Consider the following 13,699-nt stretch of genomic DNA (forward strand, 5'->3'; position numbering starts at 1 on the left):
GACCGTGAAACAGGACCGCGCCGATGATAGTGCCCTTCGTGGGTGCGAAAGTAGGTCATCGTCAGACTACCTATGCCAAAAAAGCCGCTCTTCCTCTACAGGATCAGCGGCTTTTTTACGTCAACTCCACACAGACACCCTCCGCCAAAACGCAAAAGGCCTTGCAATCGGCGGCAAACAACGGGACGGCCGCCCCCTCCCGACAACAGCATCAACGCGCGAGAGGGGCAGGGGCAATATCAACGGCCTTTTTTACGCATGCGCGAGCCGCGTTGGTATTCGCTTTGCCGTGACTTGCTTCCGGGCATGGTGCAGAATCTGCACTCTTTGAAACAAGCGCTGCTCATGGATTTCGACCTGATTATCGTTGGCGGAGGCTTGGCCGGTGCAAGTGTTGCCGCGGCGCTGCAAGGGAGCCGGTTCCGGGTCGCGCTGGTGGAGCCGCATCCGCCGGTTGTTGCAGATGGGTGGGATTCGCGGGTGTACGCCGTGAGTCCCTCGTCGGCCGAGTTCCTCCGTGAGATTGGCATCTGGCAGCACCTGGACGCGGGGCGAATTGCGCCGGTGCAGAAGATGTCGATTCATGGCGACGCCGGCGGGACGCTGGAATTTTCGGCATACGACAGCGGCTTGCCGGAACTCGCATGGATCGTGGAGTCGGGGCGCATCCATCGTGAATTGTGGGAGACGGTTCGGCGCCAGCACAACGTGACGATGCTCGGCGGTTCGGTGCCGGATTCGATGACAATCGAGCGCGATGCCGTTGCGCTGGGGTTCTCGGACCGGAAGCCTGTGTACGGCCGCTTGGTCGTGGGTGCTGACGGCGTGAATTCCTGGGTACGCACACGGGCCGGAATCGACGCAGAGATCACGCCCTACGAGGAGAAGGGCGTGGTGGCGAATTTCCGCTGCGAACACGATCATCGCAATCGCGCATTTCAGTGGTTCCGTCCGGACGGAATCCTCGCCTTGTTGCCGTTGCCAGGACGAATGGTTTCAATGGTGTGGTCGTGCGCAAATGGGCATGCCGACTTGCTGCTGGCGCTGGATGCGGAGACGCTGGCTCGACGTGTCGGGGAGGCGGCTGGTGGCGTGCTTGGAGCCCTCGAGCTCGTAAGCGTTGCGCAGGCGTTCCCTCTGCGTTTCATGCGTGTGGCGTCACCCGTGAAGGCGCGGGTCGCCTTGGTGGGCGATGCAGCACATGCTATTCATCCACTTTCTGGCCACGGGATCAATCTCGGCTTCCAGGACGCTCGTGCTTTGGCGCAGGCCTTGAAGGCGCTGCCGCCGTGGCGCGATCCGGGAGACATCGCCGTGTTGCGCGGCTATGCGCGCACGCGCGCCGAGGAACCCTTCCTGCTGCAATATACGACGCATGGTTTGAATCGCTTGTTCGGGTCAGGCAACCCGATAATGTCGGCCTTGCGCAATGCTGGTCTGAACCTGACGGACCGTTTGCCGGTCGTACGCAACGCGCTTGTGCGCTATGCAGTGAGTGGCCGATTCTGATTTTCTGGAGATACTGATGTTGAAAAATGTGCTTCGGCCGCTTATGGCGGCTCTCGGTGTGATGGCGCTGGCGCATGGTGCCGTGCGGGCTGACGAGGGGGATGTAAAAAAGGCAGTCGAAAGTTTCGTCGGCTCGCCGGCGGTCGAGTCGGTCACGAAAGTCCCCTACGGCGGCCTGTACGAGGTCGTGCTGAAGAGTGGCGAATTGGTTTATACGGACGAGAAGGTCACTTTCCTGGTCGATGGGAGGGTGATTGATACGAAGACGCGGCGCGACATTACCGCGGCGCGTATGGCGCAACTGTCGGCGGTCGACTTCGGTTCGCTGCCGCTTGACCAGGCGATCAAGCAGGTACGCGGCAACGGGGCTCGTGTCGTGGTTACTTTTGAGGATCCGAACTGCTCGTACTGCAAGCGTCTGGGCAAGGAGTTATCGCAGATGAAGGACGTGACGCTGTACACCTTCCTTTATCCGATTCTCAGTCCGGACTCGACAGAGAAATCACGCAATATCTGGTGTGCCAAGGACAGGGCGAAGGCGTGGAACGACTGGATTCTCGACGCGAAGGTACCTGCCGCGGCGAAGTGCGACAGCGCAGTGGTCGATCGCAATGTGGCACTCGGACAAAAGCTTCGCATCAACGGGACGCCGACGCTGTTCCTTGCCGACGGCCGCCGCCTGGGGGGCTATGTCCCGGCGGCGGAACTTGAACAGGCGCTGGCGAACGTTACAAAATAAGCAGTTCCAGGTACGGAGCCGCGTATGGCTCCGTGCTCCGCTCAGGGCTTGGGGTCGTTCGGTAGGAGCACCCAGAGCTGCCCCTGTTGGCGCATTTTCCCTGCCTGAGCGCCGGCGTCGGTGCCGAATCCCCAGAAGAAGTCGCCGCGCACCGCGCCTTTGATGGCGCCGCCTGTATCTTGTGCGAGCATCAGTCGACGCAGCGGGCGATCGGAGTTCGGTGCCGTGGTGGCCAGGAAGACCGGCGCGCCGAGGGGGATCGTGCGCGGATCGACGGCAAGACTGCGGCCGGCGGTGAGCGGCACGCCGAGCGAACCGGTCGGACCGCCCGCTGTGGCGGGCATTTCGCGAAAGAAGACGTAGCTCGGATTGCTATGCAGGAGTTCGGACAGGCGCTGCGGATTGGCGCGGGCCCAGCCCTTGATGCCGTCCATCGAGGCTTTTTCGAGGGGCAGTTCGCCCTGGGCGACGAGCCAGCGACCAATCGACTGGTAAGGGTGCCCATTCTGGTCGGCATAGCCGATGCGCACACTGGAGCCGTCAGGCAATTCGACCCGGCCGGAACCCTGCACTTGCAGGAAAAAGAGATCGATCGGATCTGCGGCCCACAGCAGAACAGGCGCCGGTGAGCGGTCCCGCATGCCGTCGAGTTCGGCGCGGGTCCAGTAAGGTACGACCTTGTTGCCAACGATGCGTCCGCGCAGCCGCAGGTTGCGCAGATCGGGATATACATCCCCGAAGTCGATTGTCAGCATGTCGGCAGGGACGCCGTGGATCGGCCACGCGTAGCGTTCGGAGCGAGCGCGGCCGCCCTTGATGAGGGGTTCGTAATAGCCTGTGATGAGACCCTCCGACGTGCCGTCGGGGTTGCGCACCGCCCATGGGCTGAGTCGGCTCTCAAGGAACTGGCGAATCGTCGTCTGGCCGGGTTTGTCGCCAAGGGCCTTTGCACCATCGCACACTGCCTGCCACCGAACCTGTTTGGCGAGTGCCTTGCAGGATTCGCGCAGGGCGGGCCAGGCTTGAGTGAGGTCGTCGCCGTTCCAGCCGGGGAGTTCGGTCCAGGTGACGCGCTGCAGGGGCTCGACGGAAGCGGTGAGGTCGGGCGTCGGCGCCGCGGTCGCGGGAGTTCCCGGGCAAGCAGGGCAGGCTGGGCAGGCTTTCGCCGGTGGGCAGGGCTGGGCGCCGGCGGATGTGGCGGGGGCCGGGATCTGGCTTGCGCATCCGGCGAGCAGGCCAACAGCGAGAAGACACAGCAGGCGCTGCGCGGACGGTGAGTGGGCGCGCCGTTTCATGGGAGGGATCGGGTAAACTCGCAGGACGAAGGGCCCACAGTATACCGGCTCGCAAGGTTCGGCCCGTAACCGCGTTCCCCGCAGGAGAGCAGAATGTGGGTCATTTTTCTGGAAGCCGGCGTCGCGCTCGCCTTGTTGCTTATCATCGTGTGGGCGACCTGGCCGAAGCGCCGTGACGCTATAACACGAGAAGGAAACAAGAGCCGCGATGAATGACTTTGTCGATCTGATGGTCCGCGCCGAACGGTTGATGGATCGATTGGAGCAGTTGTTGCCGCGCGCCGCCGAGGAGCCGGACTGGTCGTCCGCAGTGGCCTTTTTGTGGCGCCGGCGCAATGGGCGCGTGAGGTTGCAGCCGGTAGCCCGTCCGCACGCGGTCCGGCTGAAGGATCTGCGCGACGTGGACGAGCAGAAGGCGCGGATTGATCTGAATACGCGCCAGTTTCTGGCCGGGCGACGCGCCAACAACGTGTTGCTGACAGGGGCACGCGGTACCGGCAAGTCGTCGTTGGTGAAGGCCCTGTTGAATGCGTATTCGGACAAGGGCTTGCGGCTGATCGAGGTGGATAAGGACGATCTCATGGATCTGCCGGAAATTGTCGAACTGGTGCAGGGGCGTCCGGAGCGTTTCATCCTGTTCTGCGACGATCTGTCGTTCGAGGATGCTGAGCCGGCTTACAAGGCGCTGAAGAGCGTGCTCGACGGCTCGGTCGCGGCGGTGCCGGACAACGTGCTGATCTACGCGACTTCGAACCGCCGCCATCTGATGCCCGAGTACCATGACGAAAATCTCCAGACTCGACACGTCGACGGAGAGATCCATCCGGGTGAAGCGATTGAGGAGAAAATTTCGTTGTCGGAGCGTTTCGGGCTATGGATCTCCTTCTATCCGTTCAGTCAGGACGAGTATCTGGAAATCGTGGCCTACTGGCTCAAGAATTTCGGCGTAAGCCGCAAGGCGATCGACGAGGCGCGCCAGGAGGCGCTGCAGTGGGCGCTGATGCGTGGTTCGCGCTCCGGGCGGGTGGCGTGGCAATTCGCACGCGACTGGGCCGGGCGGGCGAGTGACGGGGCGTAGCGGATGACCAAGCGGGTGGATGTGGCGGCGGGTGTGATAACACGGACAGATGGGCGTTTCCTGCTCGGACAGCGTGCGCCGGGGACGTTTTATGCCGGTTACTGGGAGTTTCCGGGCGGGAAGGTGGAGCCGGGCGAATCGCCAGCGGATGCACTGATCAGGGAGTTGGATGAGGAACTCGGGATTCGTGTGCGCAAGGTGCGTCCGTGGCTGACGCGCGAGCATGTGTACGAACACGCCCACGTGCGGCTGCATTTCTTCGATGTCGCGGAGTGGGAGGGTGAGCTGCAGGACCACGTTCACAGTGCATTGTCATGGGAGCGAAGCGATGCGCAGGGCGTCGGGCCGATGTTGCCGGCGAACGGGCCGATCCTGAAATCACTGCGCCTGCCGCGCTGGATGGGAATCACCCACGCTGCGGAAATCGGAGTCGCTCGGCAGTTGTCGCAAATCGACGATGCGCTGAAACAGGACTTGAAGTTGATCCAGGTGCGCGAGCCGTCGATGTCCGCGGCCGATTTGACCGCTTTCGCCGGCGAGGTGGTGCGCGTGGCGCGCCCGCACGGTGCCCTGGTGATGGTGAATGGTGATGCGGACATCGCTTGTGAGGTGGGCGCGGATGGCGTTCATCTGCCAGCCGCGCAACTCCGGACCTTGTCAGTGAGACCGGAGTGCGACTGGGTCGGGGCATCCTGTCATACGCGCGCCGAACTGGAGTGCGCCGCTGCGCGGGGCCTCGATTATGCGGTGCTGGGGGCCGTGTTTCCGACGGCGACGCATCCGGGCCAGGCGACGTTGGGGTGGGGCGGTTTCGGCGAGTTGGTGCGCGGGCTGCCTATGCCGGTGTTTGCCTTGGGGGGGCTGGCGCGTGCCGACATGGATGACGCCCGCGATGCTGGCGCGCATGGCGTCGCAGCGATTCGCGGCAGCTGGATTCAATCCTGAGTGGAACTGTCGCCCGGATGCTCGGGGTCGCCGACTTCGCCGCCGCTGGGGGCAGGGACGCGGTAATTTTCCGATGCCCATGCCCCGAGATCGATCTGCTTGCAGCGCTCGGAACAGAAGGGGCGAAAGCGGTTTTCGGGCAACCATTGAACGCTGGCGCCACACTGGGGGCATTTGACGGTACGGACCTTGGACATGCCTGAGGAGTCCTCAGAGACTGCAGAAGGTGAGTTCGAACGGTACGTCGCGTTCGGCGAGGCGCGGGCGGATGACGGTTTCCGAGAGCATGAAGCGGACATTGAGCGCGTACTTGTTGGCGCTGATCTCAGGGACCACCGCATCGCCCGGCGCCAGACGCAGGCGCAGCATCTGGGCACTGCGGCCGGCCATCATCAATTGGTAAGTGCCGTTGCGTGCAAGTTGCGTTTCCGGGCGCCCGCTGGCGCGCAGCAGGCGCAGGACGATCGCCAGTCCCTCGCGGATCGGCAGCATTGGATGCACCCAGGCGCCGAGGTCGTGGCGGCGTTGATCGGCGTCGCGCTGTAGCCAATAGTGATAGGACGGCAGGTCGAACTGACAGACGCCGCCAGGGATCGAGGCGCGGCTGCGGATCGCCATCAGCCATTCGTTCTCGCGCAGGTACTGGCCGATCTTGCCGGCCATCGCGAGGAGGGAGGAAGACGCTTGTTCGATTTCGTACAGTGCGCCCGACAGGGCTTCTTCCGAGATTTCCGGATTATTACGGAACGAGATCAGGATCTGCCGTTGGCGTTCGAGTTCCTGTACGAGATCCACCTTGAGATCGGCACGACCCGCCACTTCGAGAATTTCGAACAGCGTCAGGAGTGTGACATGGTGGTCCTGCGGTGCGTCGCCGCGCGAAAAGTGGGCGAGCTTCTGGTACAGATCCTCAAGGCGCAGGAGCGTGCGGATGCGCTCGTTAAGAGGATATTCGTAGCTGATCACCGCGTCGCGCCTGAAAAAAATGGGGTCTCCGTTCGTTGCGGCGATGATAGCACAGGGCATATGTCACAGCCGGCCAGGATTGCGCCTGCGATGGGCCGGAAGGCGCGCGGGCTGGGGCTCTAGGCAGGCTGGCGCGCAGCGTCGAGGTATTTGTGGTGCAGACGGTCCACCTGCGAGACGAGCACGTTGCGCTCGCCACTGTTGTCGATCACCTCGTCCGCGGCGGCGAGTCGTTGTTCGCGGCTGGCCTGGGTGGCCATGATTGCTCGAACCTGCGCTTCATCGAGCCCACTGCGCGACATGACTCGTGCGATCTGAACATCCGTCGGGCAGTCGACAACGCACAGGCTTTGGCAGCGCTCGCGGTATTTTCCGGATTCCACAAGCAAGGGGACCACCAGTACGACGTAAGGCGTACGCGCTTCGCCTATCAGGCGCTCGCTTTCGGCACGGATTGCCGGGTGGAGGATGGCTTCGAGTTGGCGGCGGATGGTCGGGTCGGCAAAGGCGCGGTCACGCATGGCCTTGCGATCGAGTGCGCCGTCGCTGGTGATGACGTCGTCGCCAAAGCTTTGGCGGATGGCTGCAATGGCGGGGCCGCCAGGTGCTGTGAGCGCGTGTGCGATGGCGTCGGTGTCCACCACCGCTATACCGAGTGCGGCAAAGCGGTCTGCTGCGGCGCTCTTGCCGCTGCCGATGCCGCCGGTCAGTCCGACTACGTAGGGGCGAGTTGTCATGGCTTGCATTTGCTTACGGTGGCTCCGGACTGGCGTACAGGCCTTGATCTGGAAATGGTTTCTAGGCTTGTGGCCGGGCCGCTCACTTCGATGCGGTGCACAACGGCGCTGCGTGCGGCAATCCCGGCAGTCTGCACGCGCCTTTTTTGCAGGGTGGCGAGGTGCTGCTGCGCTTTGGCCTCGGTCTTGAACAGACCCAGGGATACGGCGAACTGGTTGGGGCCAGCGTCCTGGACAATGAAGAGATCGTTGATGCCCAGGGCGCGCAGTTCGGCGACGCGCCGCTCGGCAGCTTCCTTGCCGCCGGAGGGCGGAATGCGTACCCACCAGGCACTGGGTGTGCTGGTGGTTTTACGCTCGAAGCGCAAGTCGGTGCGGCCGGCGAAGGCCGTTTGCATCAGGTTTTCCGCCTGCGCCTCGGTCAGCCCGGCATAGTTGACACAGGCGTCGGCGGGTGCGAGGGCCGTAGATGCGGGGGTTTCTGGTCGGTCGGCTTCCGCTTGTGCGCGCTCGTCGGCGGCCGGAATGGCTTCGGCCGGGAGGGGCGAGTTCGCCTGCGATGTGCCTGCGGCGACGGGATCCGTCGGGCGCAGCACGATGCGGCCCGGGTTGAGCTGATTGCTGAGCCGCTCCGGTTCGCCTTGTGGCGTGGAGGTGCCCAGCCAGCCCCGGGCGGAAGCCAGGGCCAGCAGGTTGAGCAGGACCAGAACGACGAACAGAACACGCATTGCAGGCATGGACCGAAGCTTACCGGATTGGATGCAAATCCATCACCGTCGTGTTCAGCCGAATTTCGGCAGGTGCGCGAGCGACTGCGCCACGGCTTCGGCCGGGTACTCGTAGTTTTCCAGCTGGCCTGAGAAGTAGCGGTCGTAGGAGCTCATGTCGAAGTGGCCGTGTCCGGTCAGGTTGAACAGGATGACTCTCGGTTCGCCGCTGACCTTGCACTTCAGTGCTTCGTCGATGGCCGCGCGGATTGCGTGGCAGGATTCGGGAGCGGGAATGATGCCTTCGTTGCGCGCGAACATCACGCCCGCCTCGAAGGTTGCCAACTGAGGCACCGCGACGGCTTCGAGCAGGCCTTCGTGGTAGAGCTGCGACACCAGCGGCGAGTCGCCATGGTAGCGCAGCCCGCCGGCATGGATGCCGGGAGGCATGAAGTCGTGGCCTAGCGTGTACATCTTCATCATCGGGGTGAAGCCGGAGGCATCGCCGAAGTCGTAGGCGTACTGGCCCTTGGTCAGCGTCGGGCAGGAGGTGGGTTCGACGGCGACGCAACGCAGGTTCTGTGCGCGCTTGTCACCGGCGGCCTTGTCGGCAAGGAAGGGGAAGGCGATGCCGCCGAAGCTCGAGCCGCCGCCGCAGGGGCCGAGGATCACGTCGGGGTACAGGCCGATCTTGTCGAACTGCTTCTTCGCTTCGAGGCCGATGATGCTCTGGTGCAGCAGTACGTGGTTGAGAACCGAGCCCAGCGTGTAGTTGGTGTCGGCACGGCCGGCGGCTTCCTCGACCGCCTCGGAGATCGCCAGGCCGAGCGAGCCCTGGTTGTCCGGATCCTTGGCGAGTGCGTCGCGGCCGGTCTGCGTGATCTCGGAGGGGCTGGCGAACACTTCGGCGCCCCAAGTCTGCATCATCAGGCGCCGGTACGGTTTCTGGTGGTAGCTGACTTTGACCATGTAGACGCGCACTTCGAGGCCGAACATCTGGCCGGCGAAGGAAATCGACGAGCCCCACTGGCCGGCGCCGGTTTCGGTGGTCAGGCGCTTGATGCCGGCCTGCTTGTTGTAGAAGGCTTGCGGCACAGCGGAGTTGGGCTTGTGCGAGCCGGCCGGGGAAACGCCCTCGTACTTGAAGAAGATCTTTGCCGGCGTGCCGAGGGCGCGCTCGAGACGCACCGCACGCATCAGCGGGCTGGGACGCCAGATCTTGTAGATCTCGCGTACTTCGTCGGGGATCGGGATCCAGCGTTCCTCGCTCATCTCCTGTTCCAGAATCTGGCCGGGGAAGATCGCCAGCATCTGCTCGGGGCTGACCGGCTTGCCATCCGGTGCGAGTGAGGGCGTCGGCGCATTGGGCATGTCGGCCACGACGTTGTACCAGTGCGTCGGGATTTCGCTTTCTTCGAGCTGGATGCGGGTCGGTTCGGTCACGTTGTTTTCTCCCTCGGTGATTCCAGGTGGAAATACGGATTGGGCTGCTGGTATGTTCGGGACTAAGTTGCTGCAGTACCGGTGGCGACGACGGCGAGACCTTTCAGAACCAGATTGTCGACACGGCTGAAGGGGACATCGAGCAGTTCGGCAAGTGCGTCTGCGCCGCCTCCGCTGAGGAGGCAGCGTGAGAGTGGCTCCCGGGCGATCTGGCGGAACATGCGCTCGACGGCGCCGGCCTGGGCGTTGCGGCAGCCTGAGGTAATGGCGTCGGCGGTGTTGCGCGGGGCGGCCGCATAGTGGCCGTCGGCAAGTGGCAACTGGGCGGTGTCGCGCGCCAGTGAGCGCCGCATCAGGTGTTCGCCCGGCAGGATGATGCCGCCTTGGAAGGTACCGGCCGCGTCGAGCACGTCGACCGTTGTTGCCGTGCCGGCGTTCACGACCAGGCAGGCGGCCGGTTGCAGGGCGCGGGCGCCGATCAGCGCGGCCCAGCGGTCGCTGCCGAGTTGTGCCGGGGTGTCGTAGGCGTTGCGCACACCGCAGCATTCCGCCGATGAGTGCAGCCATTGCGGAGCGGGAGCGCTGTCACCCAGTGCCTCGGCGATGCCGGCGGCAGTCCGCAGGCCCGCGACGTTGCTGCCGAATACGCGGCGGATGCCCACGTGCGCGGCTGCGAGAGCGTGCAACTGGTCAAGCTGGTCGTGGCGCAGTGCCCCTTCCGCGAGCCATTGCCCGTCACGCACGATGCCCCACTTGATCCGTGTGTTGCCGGCATCAATGAGCAGGATCACTTCGCGGACCTCAGCGAGACTTCGCCAGACAGGATGCGCACCAGCGCGGTGTCGGTGCGGATGAGCAGTGCGCCATCATCATCGACGCCGGCGCAGATTCCGGCGATTTCCTGGACCTCGCCGGTGATGCGCACCGGCAAGTCGGCAAAGGCGTTGCGCTGCTGCCACGCGCCGCGCAACGCCGCAAAGCCGGCGGCGGCATATGTGTCGAAGAGGGCGTGGAGTTCAGCCAGAAGCTGTGCCAAGAGTTGGTTGCGCTCAGGTAATGGGCTCACGTGATGGCCGAGATCGGTGACGCCGGGCTGGTCAGCAATTTGCGCGTCGGCCGGCAGTTGCAGATTGACGCCGATGCCGACCACTGCGGCAGGCGTGCGTCCACGCCCCGGCAGTAGTTCGACGAGGATGCCAGCGAGCTTGTGGCCATTGACCAGCACGTCATTGGGCCATTTAAGCTGCAGTCCCGAGACCCCAAGCTTTTCGAGGGCGCGCACGACGGCAAGGCCGGCGACCAGCGACAGGCCAGCGGGCACCGGTGCGCCGGGGGCGAAGCGCCACAATGTGGAAAAGGTCAGGCTGGCGCCGGGCCAGGACTGCCATTGGCGCCCGCGTCGTCCGCGACCTGCAGTCTGTCGCTCGGTGACGACGACATGAACGCGACCGTCGTCAGCGGGTGGTGTGTCCAGCAATACACTGTTGGTGGAGGCGCATTCGTCGAGGATCTGAAGAGCGAATGCGCTGGAGCGGTCACCAAGGTGCAGGTTGACGGATGCTGCGCTCAGCGGTGTGTCGGAGATGGAGGCACTCAAGCCGGTCTTCCCGTTTCAAGGCGTGAAAACCTGCATTATCCTACATTGGGCTCTCGCGCACGAGTCTGGTGCAGTGCGCGTGGGGGCCGTCGGCCCCTGGGCACGTCATGCGCGTCAGCTGCGACGACCCGTCACGCCTGCGGCTGTGGGCGTTCCTCGTCCATGCCGAGCTCCTGGATCTTGCGCGTGATGGTGTTGCGGCCGATGCCGAGCAGCTGTGCGGCTTCGATGCGGCGCCCGCCGGTGGCACCGAGTGCCCGCCGGATCAGGGTGCGTTCGAAGTCGCGTGTGAGGCGGTCGAAGACCTCGCCGGGGGAGGTGGCGATCAGGCGGTCCGCTTCGAGCGCAAGGCCGTCGGCCCAGCTGATCGGCATCTCGCGATCCGGTTGCTCTCGCATGTCGGGCGGCAGGTCGGCGATCTCGACGGTCTGGCCGGGCGCCATGACGGTGAGCCAGTGACACAGATTTTCGAGCTGGCGCACGTTGCCGGGGAAGGGCAGGGCCTGCAGATACTTGATCGCCGCGTCGGATACCAGCTTGCCTTCGACGCCGAGATCCTGCGCACTCTTCTGCAGGAAGTGGCGAATCAGGATGGGGATGTCCTCGCGGCGTTCGCGCATCGGCGGCAGGCGCAGCCGGATGACGTTGAGGCGGTGGAACAGGTCCTCGCGGAACAGCCCCTGACGGACGCGGTCTTCGAGGTGCTGGTGCGTGGCGGCGATGACCCGCACGTTCGCGCGGATCGGCTGCTGGCCGCCGACACGATAGAAATGGTTGTCCGACAGCACGCGCAGCAGGCGCGTTTGCAGTTCGGCAGGCATGTCGCCGATCTCGTCGAGGAACAGCGTGCCGCCGTCGGCCTGTTCGAAACGCCCGCGACGCTGTGCGGCCGCGCCGGTAAAGGCGCCGCGTTCGTGGCCGAAGAGTTCGGATTCGAGCAGATCGCGCGGAATGGCCGCGGTGTTGATCGCGATGAAGGGCGCATCGCTGCGTGGGCTGTGGCGGTGCAGCGCGCGCGCGACGAGCTCCTTGCCGGTGCCGGATTCGCCGTTGATCAGCACCGTGGCATGAGACTGGGCGAGGCGCCCGATGGCGCGGAAGACTTCCTGCATCGAGGGGGCCTGGCCGAGGATCTCGGGGGCGAGCGCGGTGCTCTCTGGCGCCCCCTTCTGGTGCGCACTCTGGGCGATTGCGCGCTGAACGAGTGCGACCGCCTGATCGACGTCGAAGGGCTTGGGCAGGTATTCGAAGGCGCCGCCCTGGAAGGCCGAGACGGCGCTCTCGAGGTCCGAGTACGCGGTCATGATGATCACCGGCAGTTGCGGGTGCAGCACCTTGACGCGCTTCAGCAGTCCCAGGCCGGATTCGCCCGGCATGCGGATGTCGGAAATCAGCACCTTGGGCGGATGTGGCTCTACTTCCAGCGCAGACAGGGCCTCGTTGGCCGACGCGAAGCTGCGATGCGGGATGTCCTCGCGGCTGAGGGCTTTTTCAAGCACCCAGCGGATGGAGCGGTCATCATCTACGATCCAGACGGTGTTCATTGGCTCTGCACTATTTTGGTGCGACTGCGCATTGCTTCTTGTTCAAGTTATGCGCGGTCGATGATGGGCAACAGGATGGTGAAGCAGGTGCGCCCCTTGCGGCTCTCCACATCGATCATCCCCTGGTGCTGCTCTACGAAGCTCTGTGCCAGCGACAGGCCCAGTCCGCTTCCGCCTTCGCGCCCGGATACCAACGGATAGAAGATCTTGTCGCGGATCTCATCCGGGATACCTGGACCGTTGTCGATCACTTGCAATTCCAGTGCCAGTTTGAAACGCCGCTTCGCGAGCGTGACCTGCCGCGCCACTCGCGTGCGCAGGCGGATCTCGCCGCAGCCATCCATCGCTTGCGCAGCATTGCGGGCGATGTTGAGGATGGCCTGGATGAGCTGCTCGCGGTCGGCCGTTATCTCTGGCAGGCTGGTGTCGTAGTCGCGGCGCACGGTCAGCTCGGGAAACTCGGCGAGTACCAGACGCCGCACGCGTTCGAGCACGTCGTGGATGTTCAGCTGGCCGGGGCGCATCATGCAGTGCGAGGTCAGCAGGCGGTTCATCAGGTCCTGCAGACGGTCCGCTTCGGCGATGATGACTTCGGTGTATTCGCGCAATTGCGGGTCGGCAAGTTCGCGTTCCAGCAATTGGGCCGAGCCACGGATGCCTCCCAGCGGATTCTTGATTTCGTGCGCCAGGTTTCGGATCAGCTCGCGGTTGGCCTGTTGTTGTTGCAGCAACTGTTCCTCGCGGGCAACGCGTAGTTGCGCGTCGATTGGCCGGAACTCCAGCAGTAGTCGCACCCCGGCCGCCTCGGCAGGGCTGACAGTGCAGTCGAGATGCAGCGCTTCCGCATTGGTGCGCGGAATCTTCAGATCCTGCCCGGTGTAGCTCCAGTTCTTGAGCAGGGCGTTGTTCAGCGCCGAGGTGAGTCCGGGCGGGTCGCCGAGAAGTTGCGACAGCCGGGCGCCGATCAGGCGGCGATGGCTGACTGCGAAGAGATTTTCGGCGCCCGCGTTCAAGTAGCGGATGACGAGGTTCTCATCCACCAGAACGACTGCGGACGAAAGCAGATCGAGCCCCGAAAAGGGGCTGTCGTAACCGGGAGCTTTGGGCGTATTGGGCATGGGCGTTTTTTAGGAATCCGG

At 64.2% G+C, this 13,699-nt stretch carries 15 protein-coding genes; 5 read left to right on the top strand and 10 right to left on the bottom strand.

Going from position 1 to position 13,699, the window contains the following annotated elements; all coding sequences use genetic code 11:
- Nucleotides 1-345 precede the first annotated feature (345 nt).
- Together GPA25_RS02215 and GPA25_RS02220 are read left to right on the top strand one after the other, a co-directional pair.
- A complete protein-coding gene (locus GPA25_RS02215) occupies nucleotides 346-1,509 on the top strand; it encodes a UbiH/UbiF family hydroxylase (protein WP_169258905.1) in 1,164 nt (387 codons plus the stop codon).
- Nucleotides 1,510-1,525: 16 nt separating this feature from the next.
- Entirely contained in the window at nucleotides 1,526-2,248 is a 723-nt protein-coding gene (locus GPA25_RS02220; RefSeq protein WP_169258906.1) for a DsbC family protein, read from the top strand.
- A gap of 41 nt (nucleotides 2,249-2,289) precedes the next feature.
- Here GPA25_RS02220 and mltA read toward each other — a convergent pair whose 3' ends face one another.
- A complete protein-coding gene (mltA, locus tag GPA25_RS02225; RefSeq protein WP_246265251.1) occupies nucleotides 2,290-3,543 on the bottom strand; it encodes a murein transglycosylase A in 1,254 nt (417 codons plus the stop codon).
- 93 nt (nucleotides 3,544-3,636) lie between these two features.
- Between mltA and GPA25_RS24170 the strand changes: the two genes are divergently transcribed.
- From GPA25_RS24170 to GPA25_RS02235, 3 genes are read left to right on the top strand one after another with little or no spacing between them, the layout of a single operon-like run.
- A complete protein-coding gene (locus tag GPA25_RS24170; protein WP_281357675.1) occupies nucleotides 3,637-3,759 on the top strand; it encodes a hypothetical protein in 123 nt (40 codons plus the stop codon).
- The gene (locus tag GPA25_RS02230; protein WP_169258727.1) at nucleotides 3,752-4,621 is read left to right on the top strand and encodes an ATP-binding protein; all 870 of its coding nucleotides are present in this window, start codon (nucleotides 3,752-3,754) and stop codon (nucleotides 4,619-4,621) included. Before GPA25_RS24170 ends, GPA25_RS02230 begins: the two co-directional genes overlap by 8 nt.
- Nucleotides 4,622-4,624: 3 nt before the next feature.
- Nucleotides 4,625-5,566 carry a Nudix family hydrolase gene (locus GPA25_RS02235; RefSeq protein ID WP_169258728.1) on the top strand — a complete coding sequence of 314 codons (942 nt, stop codon included), beginning with the start codon at nucleotides 4,625-4,627 and terminating at the stop codon, nucleotides 5,564-5,566.
- Here the strand turns inward: GPA25_RS02235 and GPA25_RS02240 are convergent.
- The 9 genes from GPA25_RS02240 to glnL form a co-directional block, all read right to left on the bottom strand.
- Complete coding sequence (locus GPA25_RS02240) at nucleotides 5,557-5,763, bottom strand: DNA gyrase inhibitor YacG (protein ID WP_169258729.1); 207 nt, start codon at nucleotides 5,761-5,763, stop codon at nucleotides 5,557-5,559. The two genes, GPA25_RS02235 and GPA25_RS02240, sit on opposite strands and share 10 nt — an antisense overlap.
- A 13-nt stretch (nucleotides 5,764-5,776) precedes the next feature.
- The gene (gene zapD, locus GPA25_RS02245) at nucleotides 5,777-6,532 is read right to left on the bottom strand and encodes a cell division protein ZapD (protein ID WP_169258730.1); all 756 of its coding nucleotides are present in this window, start codon (nucleotides 6,530-6,532) and stop codon (nucleotides 5,777-5,779) included.
- A 119-nt stretch (nucleotides 6,533-6,651) separates the two neighbouring features.
- On the bottom strand, nucleotides 6,652-7,269 hold the full coding sequence (coaE, locus tag GPA25_RS02250) for a dephospho-CoA kinase (RefSeq protein ID WP_169258731.1): 618 nt from the start codon (nucleotides 7,267-7,269) through the stop codon (nucleotides 6,652-6,654).
- A complete protein-coding gene (locus tag GPA25_RS02255; protein ID WP_246265252.1) occupies nucleotides 7,266-8,006 on the bottom strand; it encodes an SPOR domain-containing protein in 741 nt (246 codons plus the stop codon). The genes coaE and GPA25_RS02255 overlap by 4 nt, the downstream gene beginning before the upstream one ends.
- A 45-nt stretch (nucleotides 8,007-8,051) precedes the next feature.
- Nucleotides 8,052-9,419, bottom strand: coding sequence for a TrpB-like pyridoxal phosphate-dependent enzyme (locus GPA25_RS02260; protein ID WP_169258732.1), 1,368 nt, complete (start codon nucleotides 9,417-9,419; stop codon nucleotides 8,052-8,054).
- Between the two features lie 62 nt (nucleotides 9,420-9,481).
- Nucleotides 9,482-10,210 carry a type III pantothenate kinase gene (locus tag GPA25_RS02265; protein WP_169258733.1) on the bottom strand — a complete coding sequence of 243 codons (729 nt, stop codon included), beginning with the start codon at nucleotides 10,208-10,210 and terminating at the stop codon, nucleotides 9,482-9,484.
- Entirely contained in the window at nucleotides 10,207-11,016 is an 810-nt protein-coding gene (locus GPA25_RS02270; protein WP_169258734.1) for a biotin--[acetyl-CoA-carboxylase] ligase, read from the bottom strand. Before GPA25_RS02270 ends, GPA25_RS02265 begins: the two co-directional genes overlap by 4 nt.
- Before the next feature lie 131 nt (nucleotides 11,017-11,147).
- Nucleotides 11,148-12,560, bottom strand: a complete 1,413-nt coding sequence (gene ntrC / locus GPA25_RS02275) for a nitrogen regulation protein NR(I) (RefSeq protein WP_169258735.1) — start codon at nucleotides 12,558-12,560, stop codon at nucleotides 11,148-11,150.
- Nucleotides 12,561-12,607: 47 nt separating this feature from the next.
- Nucleotides 12,608-13,678, bottom strand: coding sequence for a nitrogen regulation protein NR(II) (glnL, locus tag GPA25_RS02280; RefSeq protein WP_169258736.1), 1,071 nt, complete (start codon nucleotides 13,676-13,678; stop codon nucleotides 12,608-12,610).
- Between the last annotated feature and the right edge of the window lie 21 nt (nucleotides 13,679-13,699).

Source organism: Aromatoleum diolicum (assembly GCF_012910955.1).
Lineage (GTDB): Bacteria > Pseudomonadota > Gammaproteobacteria > Burkholderiales > Rhodocyclaceae > Aromatoleum > Aromatoleum diolicum.